The sequence below is a fragment of the Limnobacter alexandrii genome, assembly GCF_005871185.1.
Classification (GTDB): Bacteria; Pseudomonadota; Gammaproteobacteria; order Burkholderiales; family Burkholderiaceae_B; genus Limnobacter; species Limnobacter alexandrii.
Genome location: NZ_SWKN01000008.1, coordinates 283,209 through 309,718, shown reverse-complemented (window position 1 = coordinate 309,718; position 26,510 = coordinate 283,209). Strand labels below are relative to the sequence as shown.

Genomic DNA, 26,510 nt, shown 5'->3' with positions numbered 1-26,510 from the left:
GACACCGATAAACGTCGTTTCATGAGAATTGAGTGGTTTGAACTTCGAAATGGTTCCCGGTTTTCTCAAGAAGATCGAAACGTTTCATCCTGTAGTACAGGGAATGCAGGGGAATTCCCAAACTTTGACTGGCCTGCCGGGCGCAACCTTTGTGTGCGCGAAGTGTTTGCATTAGCACTGCTTTCTCAAAAGCCAGCAGGCGTTGTTTCAAACCCGTTTGTGCCTCGCTGCAAGGTGCCAAGCAAGGCTCACCCAAGCCCATCACATGGCGCTGTGCGACGGCATGCAGCTCGCGCACATTGCCCGGCCAGGGGCGGCTGAGTAGTTCATCAACATCATCGAGTTCCAGGTTCGGCACTTCTAGCTTGAACTGCGCGGCCACCTCATTCAGAAAATGCTGATACAGGGGAACGATGTCCTCGAGTCGTTCTGCGAGGGCAGGAATACGAACCTGCGACACGCTCAGTCTGAAATGAAGATCCTCGCGAAACTTGTTTTGCTCAACCAAGTGTTCAAGATTGACTTTGGTTGAAGCGATCACCCTGAACGTGGAGTTATAGAACGCATGACCACCCAGCCGAATGGCGCCGCGGTATTGCAGTGCATTCAATAGCTTGGCCTGACAAGACAAGGGCAGGCTGTCCATTTCATCGAGGTAAAGTGTGCCATTGTTGGCCAGCTCCAGTTTTCCTGGCCTGTCTTTCTGGGCACCGGTAAATGCGCCCGCCATTACACCGAACAATTCTGCTTCAAAAAGCTGTTCGGGCAAGGCCGCACAGTTCACGTGGACAAACTCGCCCTGCACGCCCGACTGCGCGTGTAACCAGCGTGCTGCGGTGTCCTTGCCAGCACCCGTGGGCCCAAGAAGTACGGTGTCTATTGGCAGCTGTTTCAAACGTTGAAGCTGGGACACGGCATAACGCATGGGTGGCGAGCGTACAAACTCGTCGTTGTAAGGTCCTGAAGAGTCAGCTGTCAATTTCCTTTTACCGAACCGGAAAGGCTTGGTGTGTATGAGTTTTTCAAGTACCTGTACAGCAGCCAAAGGATTGGCGGGCTGTACGATCGAGGCGAATATGGGAATGTCGTGATACACATACTCTTGCCAGGGTTTTTCTATGAAACGAATGATTTGGGTCTCTGGCTTTCGACCTTGTGCCTTGAAATGTTCGATCAATTCGCCAAGATCTTCCAGACCGTGATCAACCAGCAACCAGTGCGCTGGCAGGCTGCGCTTTTTCAACAGATCGGAGAGCGACAATTCGTGAACACTGGCTTGCATCAGCAGCGCAGCAGCTCGCAACCTGCTTTTCAGTTCAGGCGATTCAATGCAAAGGGTTAACTCGGTCATTCGCGGTTTTTTTCACCATGAATCAATCAGAGTTTATTGTGCGGGCTGCACATTCCAAATAAATCACCCCTTGGAATTAATCACCCTACTTTGCAGAGCGACTCAATGATGTGAATCGGAATGTCCCATTACCTCCATGCGAAGCATGTCCCTTGCACGTGACAACCTTGAGCGCACAGTGCCGATTGGCAAATCGAGCTCTAGTGCAGCATCCTGATAAGTAAAACCCTCGAGCAGGACAAGCTGAACCACTGTCTGCATTTTCCCGGGGAGTTGATCAATTGCAGACTTTAAGGTTTCCATGCGCTCTTGACGCATCAAGGACTCTTCGGGCTCGCAGATTGAATCAGCGGGAATCATGCTGATCTGCTCATCGAAATCGTCGCCTTGAAACCGAAAACTGGTGTCGCGATACCGAAAGTTTTTAACCAGATTCAGTGCAATGCCGAACAGCCATGTTTCGGGCTTGGACTCACCACGAAAACGAGCCCAATTTCGAAATGCGGCCATGTGGGTTTGCTGGATAAGATCATCCACGTAATCTTCGCGACGCAGGTGTTTGCGAACAAAATGGGTCAAGCGTGATTGCTGGGATTTCAACAAAGCTTCAAGTGTGCGAAGTTGCGCTGCACTCAAAGGCGCAGGTGTATTTTCATCAATACCAGAAACGGTGATTTCGAACTGTTGAATGTTTGCTGTGTGTTCCATGGCCTGCCTCTGTTTGCTTGTGGGTGATAACAAGCGTTGTGCAGTGTGCATGCCAGGATCGGATAAATTTTAAACCACTGATTTCATGGTTTATTTATTGATTAACTCCCGAGCAGAATTGGATTTTTTCTGAATTTGCGCGGATGGATGATGCAAAATCTATAAATCAACACCAGCCCGGCTGCGGGCTGACTCCCGATGCGGTGTAAAATGCGCTCATCTCGCGGTAGTACAATGGATAGTACGAGGCCCTCCTAAGGCTTAGATACAGGTTCGATTCCTGTCCGCGAGACCAGGCATAAAAAAAGCCCCTGACATGTCAGGGGCTTTTTCATTGGCACGCCGGCTTGTTCAGCTGGCCTGCTCGGTCACAATTTTCCAACGACCCTCTTCTTTCTTCAAACGCAGTGTTTTACGCACATTGTCAGAATACTTGTCGGCCTTGTAAGCCTGGTCAAACTCGGCAGTTGCCTCTTCGCCGTTGACTTCAACATTCAGGTTGCTGATGTCCACTTCAATACTCGACTTGTTGGCGATTCGGGCACGGCGCTGGCTTTCCCACTGTGCCCTGCTCTGCGCACCAGGCAACTCAAAGTTGGCCGAGTAGAAGCTGAGGTAGCCTTCCACATCCCGAGCACTCCAGGCAGCGGCCCAGTTGCTGACCACCTCGGTTACCTCGGTCTGAAGCTGCGCCGGACTTGGACCCGCTGGCATTTCAGGGGCTACTGCCGGTGCCGCAGGTGCAGCCGCCATGGGCTCTTCCGCCAGGCTTGGCTCTCCACCCAGCAAATCGTCCGCTGGGGGCAATGCAGGATCCAACATCGTATCCGCTGCAGGGTCTGTGGCAGCAGGCGTCTCGACTGATGGTGGCTCCATAGCTGGCGCAGGCGATTGATCAAGCACCGTCGGGCGAAGTTGGTCAAGTCCAAGGAAATGACTGACCGGCTTCAAGTTATCGGCATTGTTGATCAGGGCTTGACCGCCGTAGGTCACGATCAACAAACCAATGAACAAGGTGTATACGGGCAGCAACCAACGCTCGTACCTGTAGTAGAACGGCTTGCCTTTCACCTCGTCGGCAACCTTGTCCATTTCAGCCTCACCCACCACCTGTCGGGTGAGCAGCTGGTTCAAGGCCACAGGTGGCGAGAGATAACCCAACTCGAAGGCTGTAATCACGATCATCCAGAAGTGAACCGGGTGTATGCCATTGCTGTAGGCAATTGGTGCCACCGTGGCCGACACAAGAATAACCGCGCCGAATGGATCCATCACCATACCGATGAACACCATCATGATCATGAACAGCGTCAATGCGCCCCAAATACTGGCCATTTCAGCAGGAACAATGCTCATCAATCCAGAGCGCTCAATCATGCCGCCCACGCTAATGGACAAGGCCATCAACATGATCAGGGCACCAATGTGGCCGATGGTTTCGCTGGTGGCACTGCGCACCGCCATTTCCAGGCCTTGGTTTTTCTTCTTGTCGGCTGGGGTGTCCCCGCCAACTTTGGTGGGGCCGCCGCGCAGCTTGTCGAAAATAATCACGAACAGCATGATCACGGGCAACATTACCGGTGCGGTGAATTCATCCAGCTTGGTGTCCAGCAAATACTCGTAGCCAAAAACCACCAGCATCACGATCACGATGTAGGGCGACACTGGCACCAATGCACGCAGTGATTGCGGCAGTGCTTCCTTAGCCTTGGCACGTTCAGTGACACGCCCCTCGGCTTTCAGCAGCGCAATCAACATGAAAATGGTGGAAGTGAGGATGAATACGAACAGACCCCAGCCGTATAGCTCGCTGGTGGTCACTTCCTTGTTCAACGCTGCAATTACCACAATCAGCAAGCAGGGGCGCAGTACCACACCCAAGGAACCCGACATGGCAGTAGCGGCCAAAGCAAACGGACGACGTGCACCAGAGGCAAGTACCTCCCGATACACAATGGCACCGGCTGCAATCACGAATACACCAGACGCGCCTGTGTATGCAGTTGGAATGGCTGCTGCGAGCAACACAATCCAGGTAAACACCTCAGGTGGAAGCTTCCAGGGCTTCAGAATGTCCATGAACAGGGACACCACGCGTGTTTGCTTGAGCAACATACCTGCCCACAGATACAAGGCCAGGTTCAGGAAAATGCTCGACAATTCGGTGATCTGGCCAAAGTAAATTGCCAAACCAGCGATGTAGTCGTCCATGAAGAAGTTGATACCCGCATTCAACGCCATGAAGGCATACAGCGGAATACTCAACAACCCCATGCCATAGCTTCCGCCCTCTTCTGCCTGGGCCGGAATTTTCAGCACGTCTTTCAAGCTGATGAACGACAGACTGGCAAACAGGGCAATGGCAATAATACTGATCAGCGGATTTTCAACTGCCACACCCGAGTCATATTGAAGTTTCAGGTAGTAGCTTGCCGAAATGGTCATCAACAGGTTTGCGCCCAGCATGGCCAGGGAATAGACCTGGAAGTCCTTCTTGGTGCGCGGTGGCCGCAAGCTGATGTGATGGAACTGCTTGGTGGTTGAAATGGCGGCAATTGCCACCATGATCAACAGAATCAATGGGCGATTCTCGGTACCGAATTTGAAAATGCCGAAAAATCCGGTTTCAATTTCGCGGAAAACTTCGACTTCAGGCGTGATGGCCTGGCTCACCCGCTCATACACGGCAAAGCGCTCGCGACACTGGTCACGGGCTGCCTCCAGAGATGCACGAATCTCGTTCGGATCAATAGCAACATCGCCAAACAACAAATCCAGATCGGATTTGGGTGCACTTTCAGCATCGGCAACCTGCTTGGCCACCAATGCATCGATATCAGGGTTGGCTTCACAAGTGGGGGCCGAAGGATCGGCTCGCAGCAGGAAGTACTGCACCTGGTTTTCAGGATTACCAAACATGCGCTCGCCAAGCCGCAACAGCTGGCCATGCACCATCTCACCTGTACCAATAATCAGGGTGAGTAACAACAGGGAGAAAATCGGGAGGCTGGACAGCCATTCGGATGGTGTACGACCCAACCATTTTTTGCCGGCGGAACTCTGCATAAAGGATCCTTGTCAGCGCCAACATTCAGTTGGCTGATCTAAATAGCGAATTAAAGGTAATAAAAAGGGGGCAACGGCAAGCCCCCTTTACTGCAAAGGCAAACAGGCGGGAATAAGCCCCGCCCTGGATCGATTACAGCTCGGTCTTGGTGGCACACTCGGAATCGGCACGGTTCACACCACAGCGAATCTGCTTCATGATGTTCAATGCCTTGGGGTCGTAAGAACCGCCCTTGGCCAAAGCCACACGTGATTCACGCAACAAAATGGTGTACTTCACAGAGTCGGCAGCTGGAATGTCCATCCACGCACCGTTGGGAATGCCTTTCTCGGCGTTGGTGATGATTTGCATGCCAGCCGGAAATTTCTTGAACCAGTAGTCGCGAGACTTCTGGGCAAAACCTTCCGGGAATTTGGATTTGTTAACAATCACCTGATAAGTCAGAACAGCCACGGGGAAGCGAACGATCGCGCCGGCATTACCCAGACCTTTGTAAAGTTCCAGTGGCTTGTAGGCCGCAGCGGGTGCGGCAATGATGTCCACCGAACCGTTGTTGAACTTGGCGCCGAAGTTGGAGATGTCTGCTGATACTGGTGAGGCACCCACTTTGGAAATCATTTCTTTCTGGGCTGAATCGTAGTCAAACGAAGCGATTTTCTTACCAGCCAGCTTTTCAACCGAGTTGATGTCGCGGCTTTTCACGTACAAATACGCAGCGCCGAAAGGAATGATACCGGCCACTTGGTAGTTGCCTTGGGTCATCAAAGTGTCTGCCTTCTCGCTGGCAAACAACTGGATGGTCCGTTTAACCACTTCGTAGCTCAAAGGCATGTCCACCTTGCCGTCTTTCACCACAGATGCTGCACCCAATGCGTCGATTGAACCAGCAACCGAATTGTAGGCACGTGTGCGGAACGAGGTTGCGACCAACATGTCGCACTGACCGGTTTTGAAGTTCTCGGACGCAATTTTCTCATCGGTAAACGCTTCAAGGTGCAAGTCTGCACCGAAGCCTTTGGCTGCGAGTACGTAGTCTTTGCTCAAGTTGAACACGTCGCCGCCAGCACCCAGAATGTCAAATACACACACTTTCTGCTTGGCCAAGGCCGGTGATGCGGATGCCATCAAAGCCAAGCCAAAGCCGGCGGTGATTGCTTTCATTTTCAAATTCATTGTCTGGTCTCCCAAAATTGTGTTTCTGCGCCTTGCACTGCGTTGCTAGAGTGCAGCCAAGGCTTGCTGTGAGCAAAAACTTAGTTCAACAAGTCGTCCACGTTCATGCCGGCTGGCATCGCGGCTTCTTCATCCCAATATTTACCCATGCTGTTCACGGGGGTGCGGGTGCCCACGTTTTCTGTCCAGTAGCGATCGGAAAGATTAAGCATGACCGCACCAGCAAGGTTGTCAACCAAGGCGTATTGTTTGCTTGATTTGAAGTCTTTCACATTGGCGAACCGCTTGGTTGCGTCACGGAAACGAGGGGTATCACCCACGGCCAGCGCGGACAAACCGTACATCACATGTGACAGGCGTACACCTTGGCGTTCACCGATCAACATGGACAAGCGGAAGGTTCCCCACACGTCCTTGCCTTCAGAGGCCCCAGGCAAGATACTCCACACCACGGCACGGGCGGCATTTGGCGCGCCCCACCACTTGGCATTGGAAATACAGGTGAGCGCACGTTCGGATTTTGGCGCAATGTCGGTGGGCACACCAACCATTTGCTGGGAGGCAATGTCGTTCACCACGGCTTGCAAACCAGCCACAGTGCCCAACAGGTAAGTCAGTTCATCGAAATCACGTTCAAACTCCGGACAGCCTTCGCCGTACTCGAAGTTGTATTTGTCTTCCAGCTTGTTGCGCATGGCTTCGAAAGCACGCAATTGCCGGCGGGCGGTAATTTCAAGCAAACGCTTCTGGCCGATGCGGGCATCTTGCGCTTCTTCAATGTTGTTTTGTTTGGAGGCGCGCAAGTAGCGAAGCTCTTCTTCCACGGCACGCTGCTCGGAACAGGCGGCCGATGAGACCAGCAAGAGGGATTCAAGCAGTTGGGGGTCACCACCAAAAGCGCGGGTGCCACCAGAGATCAGGGGATAGTTGCCTGTGGCAAAACGACAGGCCATGTCGACATCATCGATTTCAAGCTGTGGGGGAATGATTCTGCGTTCAATCAGGTTAATCGCGAGGTTTGTAGCCCCCCTTTCGACGCTTGCGCAACCTGCCGCAAATGCAACCACTCCCGAAATGGCCAATACACGCCATACGCCAGCTTTGATCATTGATGTCTCCGTTGATTTTTCTTTTATACCTTGCCTAGTCAATATTTGGATTTGACCTTTGAGTAACAAGGTTTGCGCACGTTATTAAACCATGAAATATTCACCCATCCAAGGGAAAGTAAACAGTTGTTAATAGAAGCGTCATTCTATTTAACCCGCCAAACTGGAAGATAGATGCCAAAACACCCTCCAATTGAAGGCAATAAATTGTTAAAAAGCGCGGAGAATGAAGAATCTCCATATTGCCTTCTCGACATTCATGATGCAGATCGATCTCCCGGCAGACAATTCGGATACAGCAGCGAGGAACAGCGCTGACAAGCCTGACCGGATGAAGCAGGCCGTGAAAGACATGACCCCACTGAAGGGAAAAACTGCATTGGTGGTGGATTCAGCCTTGGCCACTCGCCGGGCTCTTCAGGAGCAGCTTTCACAGTTGGGCGCCAAGTCGGTGATTTTCGCGAGTTCGGTTTCTGAAGTTGAACAGCACCTAAGCTCTCGCGAGTTCGCGCTGATTGTTTGCGAATACCAGCTTGAGGGTGACCGCAATGGTCAGCAATTGCTGGAGGACTTGCGGGTGAACAAGAAACTGGCCTGGTCCACCGCATTCATGATGGTGACCGGGGAGCGAAGCTACGGCAATGTGGTTGCCGTGGCCGAGTTTGAGCCCGACGACTACCTGATCAAACCATTCACAGCATCGACACTGTCGGACCGAGTGGTTCGAATATTCAACCGAAAAATTCGCTTGGCTGACGCCTACCGTTCGATGTTTGAGGAACGTTTTCAAGAAGTACCTGGAATTTGCGAAGACCTGGAATCGAAATTTCCGCAGTATCTGAATGAGCTTGAACGCATGCGCGTTGAATCGTTCTATCGATTGGCTGAATACGAGAAAACCGAACAGGAGTTGCTCACCAAGCTTGAAAAGGCCCCCAAACCCTGGATGCAATTGTTGCTGGCCAAGGTGAACCTTGAAAAAAAGCAGTTTGAGCAGGCCAATGAGTTGCTTAGTGATGTGGTCAAAACAAACCCGGAATACCTGGCCGCCAGCGATTTGTTCGCCGATGTACTTTGGGAGCAAAACCGCCCGGCCGATGCGCTGGATATTCTCGAAAAAATGGGCGCGAAAGCACTTTCATCGACAACACGTCTGCGCAAACTGGCAGACCTGGCTGTTCGAATTGGCGACAACACCCGTTCAAAAAACTACTTGACGAAAGTGATTGATCGATCGAGAAACACTTCGCTTTCGCAAATACACGACTACCTGCAGCTTTCAAAAATTTATGTGAAAGAAGGTCGGCATGAAGAGGCCGAGAAACTGACCGCAAAAATGCGCAGTACCGTGAATTCGGCGGAACTAGATTTGGCCCGAGCCATGATGGCAATTCAGAAAGACATTGCCGATGGACGCGGGGTGAAGGCGAGCGACAAACTGGTTTCGTTTTTCGATAACAACGCAGAAGTGTTGCCTACGCTTGAACCAGAAACCCTAACCAGTTTGCTGGAATTGTGTTTCGCAGTGAGCATGGACACCAAGGGTTACGAGTTGGCCAGCCAAATAACCAAGCACAAACCCTCCAAGGCCATGCTGGACAGAATTCGAACAGCGATATCAGACTTCAAGGGCAACCAAAACGCTTCAGGCGACTGATTTTACGTGCCTACATGGCCCAAGCCGCTTTGATCAATTCATCCAGATAAGCCCCATAGAACTCGGGCAAACTTGCACCCAACAAGGGTTTGCCAGCCACAGCACCTTTGGCACTGAACACCATGACTGTGGGTGAAAACTTCACGTTCAGCGGACCAGCAAGGGCTTTGCCGGTGTAGCTGTTGCCGTCAAACCAGGTAAACCTGCGTTGGCTGTCTGAAAAATCAATTTCGTAAACCACCACCCTTCCCTTGTAATCGGGATCGGTGTGAATGTGACGCAGCGATTGCTGCCTGACTTTCTCGCAATAAGCGCAATCGGGCAGTGAAAACAAAACCACGACTGCGAGCACTTGTTGCTGTTGAAGATTCGACGGAAACGCAAGAGCGCCCCCACCCGCGCCAAAGGCGGGTGAAAACCATGCCAAACAAACAAGCAGCCAAATTGCTTTCATGCAATTTAGACCACCAAGCCCGGGTTGTCGTTCATTCCAATCAACTTGGGCGTGTAGGGCACTTTTGTGGCCACTGTTTTCTTGTCTTTCAAGTAAGTTTCCACCACATCCCAAATGGGCGGCTCGCCATTGTTGCGGGCTTCCTCGGCCACAGGAGCCCAACCAGCCACCTTGTAGGTTTTTGAGGCCTCAATGGGCTTGCCATTCAGTCGCATGTCGGAAATACGCTGGCCCGCCTCACCATTGGGATTGCACGTGTAAGTTAAACCACCCACACGCACCATGTCGCCACCCTGCTGGTAATACGGGTCTGGGTTGAACAGGTTGTCGCACACATCCTCGAGCACGGTCTTGATGAACTCGCCTTTCATATCTGTGAGAGTTGTGTTGGGATAAGTAATGGCGGTTTGGTCCATCAAGTGTTCACGCGTAATGGTTTGACCGGGCAACAAAGAAGTGCCCCAGCGGAATCCAGGCGAGAAGGCTATTTCAGCGCCCTTCACTTCCATCAGCGCATCGACAATCAATTGATCCCAACTGCCGTTGAAGTTGCCTCGGCGGTACAGCAAACCCTCGCTCACGGCCAACGGTTCGCTGAGCTTTTCAATGTAGGGCTTGCGTACATTGGCTACAAAGGTGTCCATTTCTGGGTCGGCAGGCAGCATGTTCGAAAACACAGGCAAGAGGCGGTACTTGAAGTCGCGCAATTTGCCGCCCTGGATGTCCATGTCAAGTACACCCAAAAACTTGCTGTTGCTACCTGCATTGGTGACATAAGTAGTGCCCGATGAGTTTTTCACCGGAATGGCGTTGGGAACACCATCATGCGTGTGGCCTCCCAAAATAAAATCAATGCCAGTCACGCGGCTGGCCATTTTCAGATCGACATCCATGCCGTTGTGTGACAGCAGCACCACCGCCTGTGCGCCTTTGGCGCGCACCTCGTCCACCACCTCCTGCATGCTCTCTTCCTGAATGCCGTAGGACCAATCTTTCACAAAGTAGCGCGGATTGGCAATTGGGCTGTACGGAAATGCCTGCCCGATAATTGCAACCTTGCAACCATTGATTGTTTTCATCACATGACTTGGAAACACGGGGTCGCCAAAATCGGCAGTCTTGATGTTCTGGGCAATGATGTCGATTTTTCCCTTGAAGTCCTTCTCAGCCACTTCAAGAATTCGATCGGAGCCGTAGGTGCATTCCCAGTGCAGGGTCATCACATCAACGCCCAGCATTTTTGCTGCGTCAACCATGTCTTGTGCATTGGTCCACAAACTGGTGGCCGAGCCTTGCCAGGTATCGCCCCCATCCAACAGCAAGGCACCGGGCCTGTTGGCTTTCATCATTTTGACCAAGGTGGACAAGTGCGCAAAACCGCCTACCTTGCCGTAGTGCTTTGCAGCCTCTTCAAAATTCAGATAGGTGAATGCGTGGGCCTGTGCTGAACCCGGTTTGATATTGAATGCTTTGAGCAAAGACTCACCCACCAAATGCGGTGCTTTTCCAAATGCAGCTGCCACACCCAAATTCACATTGGGCTCGCGGAAGTAAATGGGCACCAGTTGCGCATGGCAATCGGTCATGTGCAAAAGGCTGGCATTGCCAAAGGGTTTCAGGTCGTACAGTTTTTCACCATGACCACCTGCCAGCACTTGGGGTGAGTTGATTGCCATGCCTGCTGCCGAGGCGGCCGCCAGCATGCCCATGAATTCGCGTCGATTCATCTGCATTGGATAGTTTCGCTTTTCAGAAGGTTTGCACCTGCGCCTTTTCAGGCACAGGTGGTCAGAACGATTGTGTTACTTGTTGACCGGTGAATCGGGTGCCATTAACAGGGCCATGACATCTTTCAACTGGGTTTCAGTCAAGATACCCTCTGCCCCGAAACGTGGCATGTTTGAACATGCATTGTAGGCATGCGAATTCCAGATTTTCGCCCAGGTGTACTTCATGATCTCTTCAGAATTGCCACGCAGTTTGCCGTACTGGTACAAAGAAGGACCAATGTTGCCATACGACAATTCTTGAGGTGCCAACTGGTGACAGGCGTAGCAGTTACCACCCGCCGCAGTGCCTTCCTTGTCGGAAAACTGAAGACCCACACCGGTTTGAGCAACTTTCTCGCCAGCCTTCCAGTCGCCCAGGTACTTGCCATCGGCAGGATACTTGACTGCGGCCAAGGCAGCATTTTGCAGTTCAGTGCGCTTGGTATCGGGCAAACCACCGGGTGCGGTTTCCGCCAGTGAGCAGGCTTTCTGCAAATCAGTTTGGTTGAGACGGTCAACACCGGCTTGCCCTTTTGTCTTGAAAGAAGCCAGCATCAACTGATTGATTTCCTCATTGCTGGGCTCGGCAACCACAGGCTTGCTGTCTGTGTTTGCACAGGCAGCCAACAAAGCGACCAAGACCAGGCCGGTTGAGTATTTGATTGTGCGAAGCATGTTTGTTCTCCTTGTTGTTAGCGCTTAAGCGATGTGGCCTGCATGGTACCGCCCTCGGCTTTGACGCCCAGGAAAGTGATCAGGTCGATCGACGCTTGCGAGCCATACTTCAACTCGGGGAAACGTTGCTGACGGAAGCAGTCGTACATGCGCCATTGCATGGAACGAACCGCCCCTTGTGACACCCTGTACGCGGGCCAGGCTGCAAATGCCGCTTGGGCAGGCTCAGGCTTGGTCAGGTTGGGCAAGCCTTGCAGGCGAATGCGTTGATCGTCTGTGGCATGGCAACTTGCACATGAAAAATCGTAGGGACCTGCGCGGTAGAAGAAAATTTTCTCGCCACGTGCGCGAGAGGCTTTTTCTTCCGGGTGACCTTGCGGAACCTTGATGGTTGCGCCGCGCGATTGCGCGTAAACATAAGCCACCAATGATTCCAGTTCAGTGGGTTTTTCGCCTGCGCTGGAATAAGGCTTCTTGGTTATTTCAGCCACGTCACGGCCTTGCAATGTGACCATGCAATGCACCAAGCGTGTTTCAACATCCATGACCTTGCCAGCATCGCTGAAAAAGCGCGGCATGGTAGCCACCGCCCCCTCAAGCTTGCCTGGGCCTGCGCCCAAATCGCATTGCTCAAGCGAGGCATTCTTGGGGCCTTGCGGTTTTTGCCAAATGTCTTCACCACGCAATTCGACCAATTCTGCCGGGTTGCCATCGGCCAGCATGTCGCGGTATTCCTGAATACCCTGTTCGGTGGTTTTTTGTGCATGTGCACTCATGCTGAAGGACGCCATTGCACCTGCGCCCATGAAGGCCACGGCGGCTAGCTTGGCCGCCGTTCTTGCTGTTTGCCTCATCTCACACCCCTTTTTATGGTTATGAATTAATTGGAGATTACGCCACTTTGGTTTTGTCGGTACGGGAATCACCCTTGTTGTCGGTCCATGTAATTTCCACGGTGTCACCAGCCTTGCCACCCTTGAAAGAGAAAGAGAGGAAAGGATTCTTGGACACCGCTGGACCCCAATTGGCTTGCAATACCACTTTGTCATTGCACTTGGCGGTTACGTTCTGAATAAACCAGGCCGGCACCAAGCTGCCATCAGAGGCCTTGCGCTGACCTGTTTCCATTTCATGCGCCATCAATACTTTTACTTCAACTTCGTCGCCATTGGCTTTGGCGCGAATTTTCATTGGATCACCCATGCTTTTCTCCTGAATATTTAATTAACCGCCGCAACCACCGAGGGTCACCTTGACCTCTTTCTTGGCAAAGTAATACTTGCCATCGGCTTTCACGAGTGCATACACATCGCTGGATTTGCCCATTTTTACGCGGGTATTGACCTTGGCTTCGGTGCCAGCCGGGATCATGAATTGCGCGGACAACATGGATGGGTTGTTGGCCACCAAAAGTGCCACCTCACTGGTGTTCTTGATCTTGCTGTCGGCACCCACGGGCACCACAGCACCATTTTCCGCAATGTCGGGAGCAATAACGGTGATGTCTTTGCTTTCGGTGGGCATGCTGCCACCCAATGCCTTCATCAACTCATCCAGTGATTTGGCACCAAAGGCCTTTTCCGGATAGCCAGCTGCTGCAAATACCTCATTGGGTTTGATCAATCCGGCGGCAACTGCCAAGCCCAGTACTGTCAAGCCAGACGAGGCTTTCAGCATGGTGCGTCTGTTTTGGTTCATTGACTAACTCCTCCTAAAAATTCCATCAATCACTTCTTCTTGGACAAAAACCAGTCAGAAAGTGCATTCAAATCTTCTTCAGACAAATGCGACTGCGCCGGCATGGGCATGTCGCCCCAAACACCGCTGCTACCTGCTTTTATTTTACCTGCAAGATAAGCTCTCGCATCGGCTTTGTCGGCATACTTATTGGCCACCGCCACCACGGATGGGCCCAGTTTTTTATTCTCTACGCCGTGACAGGCCACACAACCATTGGCATTGAACAAGGATTCGCCCGAATGCAGGCTGACCTTGGGTGCGACAGCGCTGTCACTGGTTTGGGCCACGGTAATCACACCACGCACAGGGCCAACCAGGCGGTTCTGGTCCTTCAAATTGCCATGCGCATCACGCGCGTAATCTGGCAAAAAAGAAATGACTTTCGCGTCAGGTTTGCAGTTTGACATGCAACGTGGCTCTTTCACATCGGGTTTACCCGAGGGAAGCCACATGCCATGGTTGGTTTGCATGCCATTGCGATTGGGCAACTTGGCCTGGGTTTGCGCCATGTTTTGGTCGCTCAAGACAAAGTCGTCATCCACAATGCCACCCATGTTCAAAATATAAGCGGTCACTGCATACACTTCTTCGGTGCTCAGGCTTTTCGGTGCGGTCCATGGCATGGCCCGGTTGATGTAATCCCACAAAGTAGACAAGGTGGGCACTTTCATCAATGTGGTGCGCTGGGGCGAGGAGCCGTCTTTCAAGGATTGCACGCGACCCTTTTTAATATCAGCCGCGGTGGTACCACCAACGATGGGCGTGAACACTTCATTGCTTTCGCCAAACACACCGTGGCAAGACGCACACTGCGCTTCCCACACATCCATGCCCTTGGCCACGCTGCCGCTGCCCTTGGGCAAACCGACAAAATCAGGACGAACATCAATGTCCCAGGCCTTGACTTCATCAGGCGTGGCCACGCGACCCAACCCTTCAAAAGCAAACGCGGTGCCATTCAACAGAATTACTGAAAAAAAGACGGCCAAAGATCCAAGCTCGAATTTCATGCCTCACCCCACATGCACGTTGTGCACTTCACCGGCGGCATCCACGCGCCAGCTTTGAATTGCATTGTTGTGGTAGATGCTTTTGTCATCGCGTTTTTCACGCAGGGTTCTGTAACTGGGCTGCACATAGCCTGTGCTGTCCACAGCCCTGCTTTGCAGCAAGGCCTTGCCTTTGCCATCCCAAACCCATGGCAAATTGAAACGGGTCAGCGACTTGTCGTGAATTGGGCTTTGCAGCTTGGCTGATTTCCAGTTTCTACCGCCATCGGTGGACACATCCACTGTGGTAATTTTTCCTCTGCCGCTCCAGGCCAGCCCGGTGATGTTGTAAAAACCCGGGCTGAGCAATTGCTGACCGCCCGATGGCGTGGTGATGACTGATTTGCATTCCTGGATCGAGGTGTACTGGCGGTGGGTACCATCGGGCATCAGGTCGACATAATGAATGGCTTCGTCTTTGCTGCCATAAGGTTTGTCGCCCACTTCGATGCGGCGCAGGTACTTCACCCAGCTTACGCCTTGTACGCCGGGCACCACCAGGCGCAAAGGGTAGCCATTTTCGGGCCGCAGCATTTCGCCATTCTGCCCATAGGCCAGCAGCACCTCGCCGCTTTCAACCAGTTCCATGGGTATGGTGCGGGTCATGGAAGAACCATCTGCACCTTCCGCCAAAATAAAGCGGCCTTTCTTCAAATCAACGCCACAGTATTCCAGCACCTTGATGAGGGGCACGCCTGTGAATTCAGAACAGCTCAACATGCCATGGGTGTACTGAACGGTGGGCACCGCCACATTGGCCCATTCCATGCCTGAATTGGCGCCGCATTCAATGAAGTGCACGCGAGAAACCGATTCCATGCGCATGAGTTCATCGACGGTGAACACCATTTCCTTCTTCACCAAACCATTGATCATCAAGCGATGCTGGGTGGGGTCGATGTCCCACCAACCCTGGTGGTGGCGTTCAAAGTGAAGGCCTGAAGGCGTGATGATTCCGAACAAACCTTGAAGCGGGCAGAATGAAACTGATGCGGCAGAAACACGGGTCAAGCCCGGAGATTCCCTGCGCTGTAAATTCTTTTCATACTGCGAGGGCATGCCATAAGGCAAGGCCGCTACTGGCTGGCCCAAGCCCTTGGTGTGCGAAGGCAAGTTGAGTATGGCCGGGTCACCCTGCGCTGCTGTAGCCAAACCCGGCGCAGTCAGCGCTGCACCTGCTGTGCTGGTGGCCAAAGCGGCGGCAAATGCTTTTTTGAAGAACCCTCGGCGATCAGTGTCGCTGGCCCGATTGACAAAAGCAACGTCACTGCGACTTACAAAGTTTTCAGGGGCGCGTCGAATCTGGCCCAAGGGGGTGTCTGAGGGAATGTCAAACGACACAAATGTCTCCTGGATATGGCGTTTTATTGCTGCTTGCGCTTGATTATTAAATCTTATATGCGCATATGCTCATATCTAGAATTTACGCTCTAAATTCCACTTGTGCAAGCAGTTTTAACCTAGGGTTTCTTCTTAGTCTTTTGCCCGGCCTTCTGCTCAGTCTTCTGCTTTCTCAGGCTATCGTGGTCTATTTTGTAGTCGGGCTTGGAAATGCCTTGGCTGGTGGGATCGGTGGGCAATACATTGTGAACAGCCTGTGCACCCACCTTGGCCACAAGGCGCACGGTGTCATAGGCGGAGTGGGTAATTTTCTTCTCGACCATGTGCACCGCCGAGGAAATTGGGGCAATTGGACGAATCTTCTTCAGCACTGAAAATGGAATGTCTGCAATTCGGCGATGCACGCCTTCAACCTGACGCGTGCCTTCGTCGAGCGTGGCGGAGACCAAGTCAACGATGCCGCGCAAATGCGGTTCAAGTGACTTTTTTCGGGACATACAAACCTCTTTGGGCCTTGATTGTTGTTGATCGAATTCTAGAAGAGATTCGAATTCAGCGGTAGGCAAACCATTCCACTGTAAAATACCCAAATTCAGAGACAGATTCAAACATTGTGGCAATTATCATTTACGACCTGGAGTGTGAATACTCCCACCGCTTCGAAGGCTGGTTTCGATCCAACGAGGATTTCGACGAGCAGCGCGAACAAAAACTGCTGACCTGCCCCGAGTGTGGCACATCGGCCATTCGAAAAGTACCTTCCAAAATCAACATTGGCAGTAAGGCACCTGTTGAGTCCAAGGGTAGTGAAGCGAAAAGTGCCGATGTACCAGCAGCACCAGCCGTACAAAAGCCCAATTCAGTGGATGTGGCCACCGCCTTTGTCATGGCCCGACAGGCCATTCAGGCTTTGATCAATCACTCTGAAGATGTGGGCGACCGCTTTGCCGAAGAGGCCCGCAAAATTCACTACGAAGAGGCTCCCATTCGCGCCATTCGCGGGCAGGCCAGCCCCGAGGAATTTGAAGAACTGCGCGACGAAGGCATCGAAGTCATTGCCTTGCCCGTGCTGCCCAGTGAAGAAGAATTGAACTGATGAAGTGTTGGCGGTGCCGCCTATTTGACGCGACGCTTCTCAAGCTTGCGGGCCAGCGTGCGGCGGTGCATGCCCAACCTGCGGGCAGTTTCTGAAATATTGAAATCGGTTTCTACCAACACCTCGTGAATCCGCTCCCATTCAAGGTTCTTGATCGAGGTGGCCCGGTTGGTGAGTTCGACTGGTTCACTGCCAGCCACATGGCCAAAAGCGGCCTCGATGTCGTCGGTGTTTGAGGGTTTGGCAAGGTACTGACAAGCGCCCAATTTAATCGCCTCAACTGCGGTGTTAATACTTGCAAAGCCAGTTAGCACCACAATCAACATGGCCGGATTATGCGCATGCAAGGCCTGAACGCAATTCAGGCCTGATGAATTGCCACTCAGCTTCAAGTCCACCACTGCGTGAGTTGGCGTTTGCTTCAAGAGCAGGTTCTGCATTTCTTCCTGGCTGCTGGCATGAACTACTTTGTAGTCGCGCCGCTCAAAAGAACGCTTCAACACGCGGGCAAATGCCTCGTCGTCTTCAACCAGCAACAAAAGCCTTTCCATACTGCTACCTTGGCTCATGGCGAATTGTTCTCCTGCAAAATCATGGCGTTCAGTGGCAGGGCAATCACCACTTCAGCACCACCCTCTTTTCGATTGTTCACAGTCAGTGTGCCGCCCAATGTGCGCGCCACATTCATCACCAGGAACAAACCAAGACCACCACCGGGGCGACCTTTGCTGGAGTTGTAAGGTGTGCCCACCTGTTCAAGAATATCAGCCCTGAAACCCGGCCCTTGGTCTGAAACTGTGAGAAGCAACTGCTCTTGGTTTTTGGACACTTCAAATCGCAACCAGTTCGGCGACACTTCCAGTGCATTGTCCAGCACGTTAAACACCATTTGCTTCACGGTTGAATCAAAGGCCACGGTGAACTCTTCGTCGATGCTGTTGTTGTATTCAAAGTGCTGGGCAGGGCGGCTGCTTTCCCACTCCTCTACCAGGCTTTCAAAGAAATCATTCAAGCTCGTTTTCGAAGAGGATTCTCCACGGGTTTCGCCAGCCGACAACAAAATGCCGCTGACAATGCTTTTGCAGCGAAGCAGCTGCCCTTCAATTTCCTCAATTTCCTCAAGCATGGCTGGGTCGTTTGAAAACTGCGGCATCCGCTTCCAGTCGCCGAGCACCACCGACATGGTGGCCAATGGTGTGCCCAGTTCATGTGCCGCACCACTGGCCAACAAGCCCATGCGCACAATGTGTTCTTCCTCGGCAGCGCGTTGCCGAAGGCTGGCCAGTGCGGCATCGCCAGCACGCAGGTTGCGCCCGATTCGGGTAATGAATATCACCAGCAAGGCGGCGTTCAACACAAAACAAATAAGCAGGCCGGTGGCATACAAGTCGGCCAGTTTGTAGGTGCTGTTCAGCGGCCACACCAGCGGCTTGTTCATGATGGACAAGAACGCAAGGCACAAAGTAGTAATGGCCACCACCAGCCAGGTGGACTCAGCCCGTAACAACACAGCGCTTAAAATAACTTGCAAGAGGAAAAGAAACACAAAGGGATTGTTGATACCGCCAGTGAAATAAAGCTGTGCGGTAAGGCTGGCAATATCGACCAGCATGGCCAAGAACAGCTCGCGATTGCTGACCACCCGTTCTTCGTGCCAACGCAAGTGGCTGCCAATGTTGAACGCAATCAGGCACACCATGACGGCCAGCATATTGAACAGGGGCAGTTGAATACCGAAGCCCCAGGTGGCCACCAATATGGTGGCGATTTGACCACCCACAGCCAACCAGCGCAGGTGAATCAAATGCAACATGTTTTTGTGGCCGGTTTCGTTCAACACGTTTGTTTCATCAAACGCGCTGGCACCCTGCCGAATGGAAACAATGTCGGAATTAATGGCCATTGAAATGCGAATCCTGCTGCTGAACCTGAAAAAAAGCGGAAGTCAGGCCTGAGCGTTTTGCTTACGATTCAGCCAAACAGTAATACCCGCCACCATCAAGGCCAAAGCATACCAAGTGAAGGCGTACACCAAGTGGCTGTTGTGAAACTTGATCACCGTTAATCCATCAACCGGATAGGTTTTGGGGGTAAACCCCGTGATTTCCTCTCCCAGATTTCGGGGAGTACCTGCATCAATGAAATAAGGCGCAACTGTTTGCAGCTTGTGGTGCTGAGAAAGCGCCTGAATGTCGCGAGAATACCAGCGGTTGCCTGCCGGGTCGTTCTTTCGCAAAAAAGCACCGCCCGCCTCGCTGATTCTTAGCAGGCCCAGCACTTGAAACTGACCTTGGGTGTTTTGAACGGTCATCGGGTCCGCTTCATTCACCGGAATATACCCACGATTGATCCAGACGATTTCCCCATTAGCCCGGCGCAAAGGGGTAAGTAACCAGTGCCCTGCCCCAAGCACAGTGGTGGCTTGCACGCGGGTGGTGTACTGGGGCAGCAATTCACCCTGCACTTTCACACTCAGGTATTCATGGGTGTCGCGAGCAACTGTTGGCCATTCCGGTGCAACAGGGGCATCCACAGGCGGAGCATCCACGCGGCTTTCTACTCGGTCGATCAGGTCAAGTTTGTAGTCGAGCCGATACACCTGCCAAGTGCCCAGTGCCAGAAAGGTGCTGAAAAAAAAGGCCGCCAGGGCAAAGCCCAGCAGCCTTTTCAAGGGGTTGTGGGCACGGCTTGAATGGGTTTTAGAAACATCATTCATCGCGCACCACCCTCCTTCACTTCAATTGTTGAATCGACTCAATGGCCTCGTGGTTCATGCCTGGCATCATGTTCGTATTCAGGTGGTACATCACCCAAATTGAACCCACCAGCGTGATCACCACGATAATCAGGGTGAACATCAAGGCCAGCATGGTCCAGCCACCTTCCGATTTGCTGTTCATGTGCAGGAAGTAGACCATGTGCACCACCATTTGAACAGCGCCCAAGGCCAGGATCACCAAGGCGGTGGTGGTCGAGCTTTCAAATACATCGCCCATCACCAGGGCAAACGGGATCACCGTCAGGATGACCGCCAGCACAAAGCCGATGGTGTAGTCGCGCATGCTGACATGGATTTCATCCTCATCATCATGGTGATCATGATGGTCGTTGGAATTGTGTGAATTTGCGCTCATGGCAACACTCCCATCAAATAGACAAAGGTAAACACGCCGATCCAGATCACGTCGAGGAAGTGCCAGAACATGGACAGGCACATGACGCGGCGACGGTTTTCAACAATCAGGCCGTGCTTCTTCAGTTGGAACAGCAAAACCACCAACCAGATGATGCCGAAGAACACGTGCAAACCGTGCGTGCCCACGAGGGCAAAGAAGGCAGTCAGAAAACCACTGGTTTGCGGTGTAGCGCCAATGCTGATGAAGTGCCAGAACTCGTAGATTTCAACCGCCAAAAAGGCCAGACCTAGCACACCGGTAATTGCCAGCCACTGAATGGTTTTTTTCAAGTTGCGGTTTTGCATGCCCACCATGGCCACGCCATAGGTGATTGAACTGAGCAACAAGAATGCGGTGTTCAGCGCCACCAGGTTCAGATCAAAAATTTCTGCGCCAGTGGGGCCACCCGCGTAGTTGCGACCAATCACTGCATAGGTTGCAAACAGACAAGCGAAAATCAGGCAGTCGCTCATCAGGTAAATCCAAAAACCCAGCGAGGAACCGTTTTTCGGATGGTGGTCTTTCACGTAATAACGTGAACTTGGATCAGCCGATGCAGTCCCGGCTGCATTCACAGCTGAATTCATCACTAAATCAGACATGGGCTTGCTCCAGTTTCGTGCGCGCGGCTTCGGTTGCGGCCACTTCATCGGCCTTGATGTAAAAGTCGCGTTTGTAATTGAATGTGTGTGCAATCACGGCCACCAACAGGGCCACCGAGCCGCCTGCGGCCAACCACCAAATGTGCCATACCAAGGCAAAGCCGATCACTGCGCTGATTGCGGAAATAATGAAACCAGCAGCAGTGTTCTTGGGCATGTGAATGTCTACAAAACCGTTGCTTGGGCGCTTGTAGCCATTCTTTTTCATGTCAGCCCAGGCATCGGTGTCGTACACCACGGGTGTGAATGCAAAGTTGTACTCTGCGGGTGGGCTTGAAGTGGCCCACTCCAGGGTACGGCCACCCCAGGGGTCGCCCGTGGTGTCGCGCAATTTGGCGCGATCACGGTATGTGGCATAAAACTGCATGATCATGGCGGCTATGCCCACTGCGATCATGGCTGCACCCAGCGCTGCAATCTGGAACCAGATTTGCAGTGATGGATCGTCAAACTGGCTCATGCGACGGGTAACGCCCATCAAGCCCAACACATACAGCGGCATGAAGGCGAAGTAGAAACCAATCACCCAGAACCAGAAAGATACCTTGCCCCAGAACTCGTTCAACTTCACACCGAGCGCTTTGGGCGCCCAGAAGTTGATGGCTGCAAACAGGCCGAACAACACGCCACCAATAATCACGTTGTGGAAGTGCGCGATCAGGAACAGGCTGTTGTGCAACACAAAATCAGCGGGTGGTACGGCCAGCAACACACCTGTCATGCCACCAATCACGAAGGTGATCATGAAAGCGATGGTCCACATCATGGGCAACTCAAAACTGATCTTGCCCTTGTACATGGTGAACAGCCAGTTGAAAATTTTCGCACCTGTCGGGATGGAAATAATCATCGTCGTGATGCCGAAGAAGGCGTTGACGCTGGCCCCGCTACCCATGGTGAAGAAGTGATGCAGCCACACCAGGTAAGAAAGAATTGTGATAACGACTGTGGCGTACACCATGGAGCTGTAACCAAACAAGCGCTTGCGGCTGAACGTAGACACCACCTCAGAAAACACGCCAAACAGCGGCAAAATCAGAATGTAGACCTCAGGGTGGCCCCAAATCCAGATCAGGTTCACGTACATCATGGAGTTGCCGCCCAGGTCGTTCGTGAAGAAGTTGGTGCCCAAATAACGGTCCATGGTCAGCATGCCCAATACTGCGGTAAGCACAGGGAATGCAGCAACAATCAACACGTTCGCACACAGGGAAGTCCAGGTGAAAATCGGCATTTTCATCAGGCTCATGCCAGGAGCGCGCATTTTCACAATGGTCACAATCAGGTTCACACCCGACAGCAAGGTACCAACCCCTGCGATCTGCAAAGCCCAGATGTAGTAATCAACCCCCACGTAAGGACTCTGGAAAATTCCAGACAGGGGTGGGTAGGCCAACCAGCCAGTCATGGCGAACTCACCCACGAACAGCGACGCCATAATCAGCGCGGCGCCCATGGCGGTCATCCAGAAACTGAAGTTGTTCAGGAACGGAAACGCCACATCGCGCGCGCCAATTTGCAGCGGAATCAGGTAGTTCATCAAGCCGGTGATCAGCGGCATGGCCACGAAGAAAATCATGATCACGCCGTGGGCTGTGAAAATTTGGTCGTAGTGGTGCGGTGGCAAAAAGCCTTCATTGCCATTGAAGGCAATGGCCTGTTGAGCACGCATCATGATGGCGTCTGCAAAGCCGCGCATCATCATGACCAAACCCAGGATCATGTACATGATGCCGATCTTCTTGTGGTCAATGCTGGTGAACCAGTCGTTCCACAAGGTACCCCACAAACGATTCTTGTGAATCAGGGCCACCAAGGTGATACCAATCAAAATGGTCACGGCCAGCGTACCCATAATGATGGGGTCGTAGGTGGGAATCGCGTTAAGTGTTAGCCGCCCGAATATCGGGCTTGTTTCAATTGGATACTGAGTCATAGCCGTTCTTCTTGGATGAAGTAATGAGTGGAAGCGCGTCTGCGTTGGGTGCAATGGTGCACATGGCTTCGTTAATCAGGATGGCCAGCTCGTCGGCCGACAAATTGGTGCGGTTGCGCATGGCATCGGCCATCATTTGCGTGTCCATGCACACAGTGCCCTCAACCACGCAACGGTTCACAATGGCGTGAAACAGGTTTTGCTCCACATTGCCGTAGTACTCCACGGGGTGTTTGGTGGTGGGCTTTTCAAGGTCAAGATAAGCAGCACGGTCCAGGGTTTGATCGGCCGATTTCACCTTGGCGACCCACTGGTCGAATTCACCTTCACTGACACCACGGTATTTGAACCGCATGTGGGAAAAACCGGCACCACTGTAGTTGGCTGAAAAACCTTCCCACTCGCCCTGCTCGTTGATCACAGCATTCAGCGTGGTTTCCATACCGGCCATGGAATAAATTTGGCCAGCCAGCGCAGGAATGTAGAAAGAATTCATCACCGTGCTTGAAGTGATCTTGAAGCGCACGGGTACATTGACCGGCGTTACCAGTTCATTCACGGTGGCAATGCCCTGCTCGGGATAGATGAACAACCACTTCCAATCCAGCGATGTAACCTGCACCACCAACGGCTTGTGGTCGGCTGGCAGCGGTGTGCTTGCATCGATCCGGTCCAGTGGGCGATAGGGATCCAGTTTGTGGGTACTTACCCAGGTGACCAAGCCCAAAATGATGATGATCAACAGTGGCGCACCCCAAATGACCAGTTCCAGCTTGGTGGAGTGATCCCATTCGGGATCGTACTCGGCCTGGGTATTGGCCTTGCGATACTTCCAGGCGAAGAAGCAGGTGAGGAAAATGACCGGCACAATGATGATCAACATCAACACTGTGGACAGCACGATCAAATCGGCTTGTTGCGATGCGATGTCTCCCTTGGGATTCATCACAATGGTGTTACACCCTGCAAGCAGGAAAAGCGGCACCAGCAACAAAAGACTACGTTTCAGTGGCTTGAACATAATACCCAGCACAGTTAGGAAATGATTTCATGCTAATTTACTGACATGGGGTGGCGCTGTGCATTGGACATATTGTCCCAGCCGGCAGATTTCACTTTCAAGCCATTGAAAATAAAAATAATATTGTTGCAAGCAAAGATTCGAGGAGAACTTCAAATGTCCGGCACAAGCACAATTCACGCGGAACAAGGCGTTACACCGGGCCACCATGGCAGTAACAGCAACGTGACACCTGGCGAGATTGCCATTGGGGTGGTCATCGGTCGCGCGTCTGAATATTTTGACTTTTTCGTGTACGCCATTGCATCGGTATTGGTGTTTCCTGCGGTGTTCTTCCCCTTCGAAGATCCACTCACCGGCACCCTGTATTCCTTCCTGATTTTCTCGTTTGCCTTCGTCGCCCGCCCGTTTGGCACAGTGGCATTAATGATGGTGCAACAAAAGTTTGGCCGAGAAACCAAACTGACTGTGGCCTTGTTTATGCTGGGTATTTCTACGGCAGGCATTGCCTTTTTGCCAAGCTACGCTTCGCTGGGTGCAGCAGCAATCGTGTTGCTGGCCGTGCTTCGAATTGGCCAGGGCCTGGCCTTCGGTGGCTCATGGGACGGCCTGCCTTCCTTGCTGGCCTTGAACGCACCTGAAAACAAGCGTGGCTGGTACGCCATGCTGGGTCAACTGGGCGCGCCAATCGGTTTTATTATCGCCGCGGGTTTGTTTGCCTACTTGCTGTCTGCATTGTCCAGCGCCGATTTTCTGGACTGGGGCTGGCGTTACCCCTTCTACGTGGCATTTGCCATCAACGTAGTGGCTTTGTTTGCACGCCTTCGCTTGGTGGCCACCAGTGAGTACGCGCGCTTACTTGAAGAACGTGAACTGCAGCCCGTGAAGGTGACTGAAATTGTGGGCTCGCAAGGCCACAACATTTTGGTGGGTGCCTTGGCTGCACTGGCCAGCTATGCCTTGTTCCATGTGGTTACCGTGTTCCCCCTGTCGTGGATTGCGCTGCACTCTGAACGCTCTATTTCCGAATTCCTGGTCATTCAAATTGCAGGGGCTGTGTTGGCTGCCGGTGCAGTGGTGCTTAGTGGCGTAATTGCTGACAAACTGGGCCGTAGAAACACCCTGGGCTTCCTGGCCATTTTGATTGCCTTGTTCAGCTTCTTTGTACCCCACATGATGGACGGTGGCGACCACGGGCAAACGGCATTTATCCTGATCGGTTTTGTATTGCTGGGCTTGTCCTATGGTCAGGCTGCTGGTGCAGTCACCGCGAACTTCAAAGCCAAGTACCGCTACATGGGTGCCGCGTTGACATCCGATTTGGCTTGGCTGGTGGGCGCAGGTTTTGCACCACTGGTGGCCTTGGGGCTGGCCGCACATTTTGGCTTGGAATACGTTAGCCTGTACCTGCTTTCCGGTGCTGTTGGTTCGCTGGCCGCACTGAGCCTGAACCGTGCGCTGGAATTGAAAGACTGACAACCATGTTCAATACCCAATACCCGCTTGTGCAGGCGCCCATGGCGGGTGTGCAAACCAGTGCGCTGTGCAATGCAGTCAGCAATGCCGGCGGGCTGGGCTCCCTGCCCTGCGCCATGCTCACTTCTGAACAACTTCGTGCTGAACTGCTGGCAATTAAAGCGGGCACCAACAAGCCCTACAACGTCAACTTTTTCGCACACACCCCGCCGGAAATCGATGCTGCGCGCAACCTGAAATGGAAAAGCGCACTGGCGCCCTATTATCATGAATTGGGTTTGAACGTTGATGAATTTCCGAGCGGCCAGGGGCGCACGCCTTTCAACGCGGAATCAGCCGAACTGCTCGAAGAATTCAAACCACCCGTTGTGAGTTTTCACTTTGGCTTACCCAGACCGGAATTGCTGAAACGCGTGAAGGCCATGGGCGCACAAATTATGTCTTCAGCCACCACGGTGGAAGAAGCGTTGTGGCTTCAAGCCAATGGCTGTGACTTCATCATCGCCCAAGGGCTGGAGGCTGGCGGGCACCGCGGGCATTTTCTAAACCATGATTTGAATTTGCAAATGGGTACGTTCGCCCTGCTGCCCCAAGTGGTTAAAGCGGTAAACGTGCCGGTGATCGCGGCTGGTGGTATTGCCACTGCAGAAGGTGTGGCTGCGGCCATGGCCTTGGGTGCCAGCGCAGTACAAGTGGGCACAGCCTACATGCTGGCCGATGAATGCAGCACCAGTGCCATTCATCGCAAGGCCCTGCAAAGTGAGGCTGCACGCCACACGGCGCTAACCAACCTGTTCAGCGGCAGGCCTGCGCGCGGGATTGTGAACAGGGTAATGCGTGAACTCGGGCCCTTATCCGAATTTCCACCTGAATTTCCATTGGCTACACCCGGCATTGCGCCACTGCGGGCCAAAGCAGAAAGCATGGGTTCAGGCGACTTCTCGCCCCTGTGGGCTGGCCAGAACGCCAGTGCCTGCAGGGAAGCAGGCGCGGCACTGATAACGCGCGAACTTGTCAGCACTCTTACCACTGTAAGGGACTGAATCCAAG

Annotated in this window: 25 protein-coding genes and 1 tRNA gene; 5 read left to right on the top strand and 21 right to left on the bottom strand. The window is 52.7% G+C overall.

Annotation, left to right across the window (positions count from 1 at the left end; translation table 11 throughout):
- Positions 1 to 19: 19 nt before the first annotated feature.
- Together FCS97_RS11050 and FCS97_RS11045 are read right to left on the bottom strand one after the other, a co-directional pair.
- Complete coding sequence (locus FCS97_RS11050; protein WP_138518480.1) at positions 20 to 1,351, bottom strand: sigma 54-interacting transcriptional regulator; 1,332 nt, start codon at positions 1,349 to 1,351, stop codon at positions 20 to 22.
- Positions 1,352 to 1,453: 102 nt separating this feature from the next.
- Positions 1,454 to 2,059 (bottom strand): RNA polymerase sigma factor, encoded by a 606-nt coding sequence (locus tag FCS97_RS11045; RefSeq protein ID WP_171035278.1) that lies wholly within the window; start codon positions 2,057 to 2,059, stop codon positions 1,454 to 1,456.
- A gap of 220 nt (positions 2,060 to 2,279) precedes the next feature.
- Between FCS97_RS11045 and FCS97_RS11040 the strand changes: the two genes are divergently transcribed.
- Positions 2,280 to 2,354: transfer RNA gene (locus tag FCS97_RS11040), tRNA-Arg, on the top strand.
- Between the two features lie 56 nt (positions 2,355 to 2,410).
- Here the strand turns inward: FCS97_RS11040 and FCS97_RS11035 are convergent.
- The 3 genes from FCS97_RS11035 to FCS97_RS11025 form a co-directional block, all read right to left on the bottom strand.
- The gene (locus FCS97_RS11035; protein ID WP_138518478.1) at positions 2,411 to 5,125 is read right to left on the bottom strand and encodes a TRAP transporter large permease subunit; all 2,715 of its coding nucleotides are present in this window, start codon (positions 5,123 to 5,125) and stop codon (positions 2,411 to 2,413) included.
- Positions 5,126 to 5,258: 133 nt separating this feature from the next.
- A complete protein-coding gene (locus tag FCS97_RS11030) occupies positions 5,259 to 6,299 on the bottom strand; it encodes a putative solute-binding protein (RefSeq protein ID WP_246066267.1) in 1,041 nt (346 codons plus the stop codon).
- 80 nt (positions 6,300 to 6,379) lie between these two features.
- Complete coding sequence (locus tag FCS97_RS11025) at positions 6,380 to 7,408, bottom strand: hypothetical protein (protein ID WP_138518477.1); 1,029 nt, start codon at positions 7,406 to 7,408, stop codon at positions 6,380 to 6,382.
- A gap of 226 nt (positions 7,409 to 7,634) precedes the next feature.
- Between FCS97_RS11025 and FCS97_RS11020 the strand changes: the two genes are divergently transcribed.
- Positions 7,635 to 9,065 carry a response regulator gene (locus tag FCS97_RS11020; protein WP_138518476.1) on the top strand — a complete coding sequence of 477 codons (1,431 nt, stop codon included), beginning with the start codon at positions 7,635 to 7,637 and terminating at the stop codon, positions 9,063 to 9,065.
- A gap of 10 nt (positions 9,066 to 9,075) precedes the next feature.
- On the opposite strand, the gene FCS97_RS11015 is transcribed toward FCS97_RS11020, so the two are convergent.
- The 9 genes from FCS97_RS11015 to FCS97_RS10975 form a co-directional block, all read right to left on the bottom strand.
- Positions 9,076 to 9,519, bottom strand: coding sequence for a thioredoxin fold domain-containing protein (locus FCS97_RS11015; protein ID WP_138518475.1), 444 nt, complete (start codon positions 9,517 to 9,519; stop codon positions 9,076 to 9,078).
- A gap of 5 nt (positions 9,520 to 9,524) precedes the next feature.
- Complete coding sequence (soxB, locus tag FCS97_RS11010) at positions 9,525 to 11,252, bottom strand: thiosulfohydrolase SoxB (protein WP_138518474.1); 1,728 nt, start codon at positions 11,250 to 11,252, stop codon at positions 9,525 to 9,527.
- 69 nt (positions 11,253 to 11,321) lie between these two features.
- A complete protein-coding gene (gene soxX, locus FCS97_RS11005; RefSeq protein WP_138518473.1) occupies positions 11,322 to 11,963 on the bottom strand; it encodes a sulfur oxidation c-type cytochrome SoxX in 642 nt (213 codons plus the stop codon).
- Positions 11,964 to 11,980: 17 nt separating this feature from the next.
- Positions 11,981 to 12,817, bottom strand: coding sequence for a sulfur oxidation c-type cytochrome SoxA (gene soxA / locus FCS97_RS11000; RefSeq protein ID WP_246066266.1), 837 nt, complete (start codon positions 12,815 to 12,817; stop codon positions 11,981 to 11,983).
- 37 nt (positions 12,818 to 12,854) lie between these two features.
- Positions 12,855 to 13,166 (bottom strand): thiosulfate oxidation carrier complex protein SoxZ, encoded by a 312-nt coding sequence (gene soxZ, locus FCS97_RS10995; protein ID WP_138518472.1) that lies wholly within the window; start codon positions 13,164 to 13,166, stop codon positions 12,855 to 12,857.
- A 21-nt stretch (positions 13,167 to 13,187) separates the two neighbouring features.
- Positions 13,188 to 13,661, bottom strand: a complete 474-nt coding sequence (gene soxY / locus FCS97_RS10990; RefSeq protein WP_138518471.1) for a thiosulfate oxidation carrier protein SoxY — start codon at positions 13,659 to 13,661, stop codon at positions 13,188 to 13,190.
- Between the two features lie 29 nt (positions 13,662 to 13,690).
- Positions 13,691 to 14,713: a c-type cytochrome gene (locus FCS97_RS10985; protein ID WP_138518470.1), complete on the bottom strand. Its 1,023-nt coding sequence runs from the start codon at positions 14,711 to 14,713 to the stop codon at positions 13,691 to 13,693.
- Between the two features lie 3 nt (positions 14,714 to 14,716).
- A complete protein-coding gene (gene soxC / locus FCS97_RS10980) occupies positions 14,717 to 16,093 on the bottom strand; it encodes a sulfite dehydrogenase (protein WP_138518469.1) in 1,377 nt (458 codons plus the stop codon).
- 119 nt (positions 16,094 to 16,212) lie between these two features.
- A complete protein-coding gene (locus tag FCS97_RS10975; RefSeq protein ID WP_138518468.1) occupies positions 16,213 to 16,590 on the bottom strand; it encodes a hypothetical protein in 378 nt (125 codons plus the stop codon).
- Between the two features lie 116 nt (positions 16,591 to 16,706).
- On the opposite strand from FCS97_RS10975, the gene FCS97_RS10970 reads away from it, so the two are divergent.
- On the top strand, positions 16,707 to 17,189 hold the full coding sequence (locus FCS97_RS10970) for a DUF1178 family protein (RefSeq protein WP_171035277.1): 483 nt from the start codon (positions 16,707 to 16,709) through the stop codon (positions 17,187 to 17,189).
- A gap of 20 nt (positions 17,190 to 17,209) precedes the next feature.
- Here the strand turns inward: FCS97_RS10970 and FCS97_RS10965 are convergent, their stop codons facing one another.
- Genes FCS97_RS10965 through cyoA form a run of 7 tightly spaced genes read right to left on the bottom strand, consistent with a single transcriptional unit; the run spans position 17,210 to position 23,984 of the window.
- Complete coding sequence (locus FCS97_RS10965) at positions 17,210 to 17,758, bottom strand: response regulator transcription factor (protein ID WP_138518466.1); 549 nt, start codon at positions 17,756 to 17,758, stop codon at positions 17,210 to 17,212.
- Positions 17,755 to 19,092: an ATP-binding protein gene (locus FCS97_RS10960; protein ID WP_138518465.1), complete on the bottom strand. Its 1,338-nt coding sequence runs from the start codon at positions 19,090 to 19,092 to the stop codon at positions 17,755 to 17,757. Before FCS97_RS10960 ends, FCS97_RS10965 begins: the two co-directional genes overlap by 4 nt.
- Before the next feature lie 42 nt (positions 19,093 to 19,134).
- On the bottom strand, positions 19,135 to 19,905 hold the full coding sequence (locus FCS97_RS10955; RefSeq protein WP_138518464.1) for an SURF1 family protein: 771 nt from the start codon (positions 19,903 to 19,905) through the stop codon (positions 19,135 to 19,137).
- A gap of 16 nt (positions 19,906 to 19,921) precedes the next feature.
- Positions 19,922 to 20,323 carry a cytochrome o ubiquinol oxidase subunit IV gene (cyoD, locus tag FCS97_RS10950; protein ID WP_138518463.1) on the bottom strand — a complete coding sequence of 134 codons (402 nt, stop codon included), beginning with the start codon at positions 20,321 to 20,323 and terminating at the stop codon, positions 19,922 to 19,924.
- The gene (cyoC, locus tag FCS97_RS10945; RefSeq protein ID WP_138518462.1) at positions 20,320 to 20,967 is read right to left on the bottom strand and encodes a cytochrome o ubiquinol oxidase subunit III; all 648 of its coding nucleotides are present in this window, start codon (positions 20,965 to 20,967) and stop codon (positions 20,320 to 20,322) included. Before cyoC ends, cyoD begins: the two co-directional genes overlap by 4 nt.
- Positions 20,960 to 22,963: a cytochrome o ubiquinol oxidase subunit I gene (cyoB, locus tag FCS97_RS10940; RefSeq protein WP_138518461.1), complete on the bottom strand. Its 2,004-nt coding sequence runs from the start codon at positions 22,961 to 22,963 to the stop codon at positions 20,960 to 20,962. Before cyoB ends, cyoC begins: the two co-directional genes overlap by 8 nt.
- Positions 22,944 to 23,984: a ubiquinol oxidase subunit II gene (gene cyoA, locus FCS97_RS10935; RefSeq protein ID WP_138518460.1), complete on the bottom strand. Its 1,041-nt coding sequence runs from the start codon at positions 23,982 to 23,984 to the stop codon at positions 22,944 to 22,946. Before cyoA ends, cyoB begins: the two co-directional genes overlap by 20 nt.
- A 156-nt stretch (positions 23,985 to 24,140) precedes the next feature.
- On the opposite strand from cyoA, the gene FCS97_RS10930 reads away from it, so the two are divergent.
- Both FCS97_RS10930 and FCS97_RS10925 read left to right on the top strand, forming a co-directional pair.
- Positions 24,141 to 25,460, top strand: coding sequence for an MFS transporter (locus tag FCS97_RS10930; RefSeq protein WP_138518459.1), 1,320 nt, complete (start codon positions 24,141 to 24,143; stop codon positions 25,458 to 25,460).
- Between the two features lie 5 nt (positions 25,461 to 25,465).
- Positions 25,466 to 26,503, top strand: coding sequence for an NAD(P)H-dependent flavin oxidoreductase (locus tag FCS97_RS10925; RefSeq protein WP_138518458.1), 1,038 nt, complete (start codon positions 25,466 to 25,468; stop codon positions 26,501 to 26,503).
- The last annotated feature ends 7 nt before the right edge of the window (positions 26,504 to 26,510 follow it).

Coding starts and splice junctions, on each gene's coding strand:
- FCS97_RS11050 (WP_138518480.1), bottom strand. CDS start 1,351: ATGACCGAGTTAACCCTTTGCATTGAATCGCCTGAACTGAAAAGCAGG.
- FCS97_RS11045 (WP_171035278.1), bottom strand. CDS start 2,059: ATGGAACACACAGCAAACATTCAACAGTTCGAAATCACCGTTTCTGGT.
- FCS97_RS11035 (WP_138518478.1), bottom strand. CDS start 5,125: ATGCAGAGTTCCGCCGGCAAAAAATGGTTGGGTCGTACACCATCCGAA.
- FCS97_RS11030 (WP_246066267.1), bottom strand. CDS start 6,299: ATGAATTTGAAAATGAAAGCAATCACCGCCGGCTTTGGCTTGGCTTTG.
- FCS97_RS11025 (WP_138518477.1), bottom strand. CDS start 7,408: ATGATCAAAGCTGGCGTATGGCGTGTATTGGCCATTTCGGGAGTGGTT.
- FCS97_RS11020 (WP_138518476.1), top strand. CDS start 7,635: ATGAAGAATCTCCATATTGCCTTCTCGACATTCATGATGCAGATCGAT.
- FCS97_RS11015 (WP_138518475.1), bottom strand. CDS start 9,519: ATGAAAGCAATTTGGCTGCTTGTTTGTTTGGCATGGTTTTCACCCGCC.
- soxB (WP_138518474.1), bottom strand. CDS start 11,252: ATGCAGATGAATCGACGCGAATTCATGGGCATGCTGGCGGCCGCCTCG.
- soxX (WP_138518473.1), bottom strand. CDS start 11,963: ATGCTTCGCACAATCAAATACTCAACCGGCCTGGTCTTGGTCGCTTTG.
- soxA (WP_246066266.1), bottom strand. CDS start 12,817: ATGAGGCAAACAGCAAGAACGGCGGCCAAGCTAGCCGCCGTGGCCTTC.
- soxZ (WP_138518472.1), bottom strand. CDS start 13,166: ATGGGTGATCCAATGAAAATTCGCGCCAAAGCCAATGGCGACGAAGTT.
- soxY (WP_138518471.1), bottom strand. CDS start 13,661: ATGAACCAAAACAGACGCACCATGCTGAAAGCCTCGTCTGGCTTGACA.
- FCS97_RS10985 (WP_138518470.1), bottom strand. CDS start 14,713: ATGAAATTCGAGCTTGGATCTTTGGCCGTCTTTTTTTCAGTAATTCTG.
- FCS97_RS10975 (WP_138518468.1), bottom strand. CDS start 16,590: ATGTCCCGAAAAAAGTCACTTGAACCGCATTTGCGCGGCATCGTTGAC.
- FCS97_RS10965 (WP_138518466.1), bottom strand. CDS start 17,758: ATGAGCCAAGGTAGCAGTATGGAAAGGCTTTTGTTGCTGGTTGAAGAC.
- FCS97_RS10960 (WP_138518465.1), bottom strand. CDS start 19,092: ATGGCCATTAATTCCGACATTGTTTCCATTCGGCAGGGTGCCAGCGCG.
- FCS97_RS10955 (WP_138518464.1), bottom strand. CDS start 19,905: ATGAATGATGTTTCTAAAACCCATTCAAGCCGTGCCCACAACCCCTTG.
- cyoD (WP_138518463.1), bottom strand. CDS start 20,323: ATGAGCGCAAATTCACACAATTCCAACGACCATCATGATCACCATGAT.
- cyoC (WP_138518462.1), bottom strand. CDS start 20,967: ATGTCTGATTTAGTGATGAATTCAGCTGTGAATGCAGCCGGGACTGCA.
- cyoB (WP_138518461.1), bottom strand. CDS start 22,963: ATGACTCAGTATCCAATTGAAACAAGCCCGATATTCGGGCGGCTAACA.
- cyoA (WP_138518460.1), bottom strand. CDS start 23,984: ATGTTCAAGCCACTGAAACGTAGTCTTTTGTTGCTGGTGCCGCTTTTC.
- FCS97_RS10930 (WP_138518459.1), top strand. CDS start 24,141: ATGTCCGGCACAAGCACAATTCACGCGGAACAAGGCGTTACACCGGGC.
- FCS97_RS10925 (WP_138518458.1), top strand. CDS start 25,466: ATGTTCAATACCCAATACCCGCTTGTGCAGGCGCCCATGGCGGGTGTG.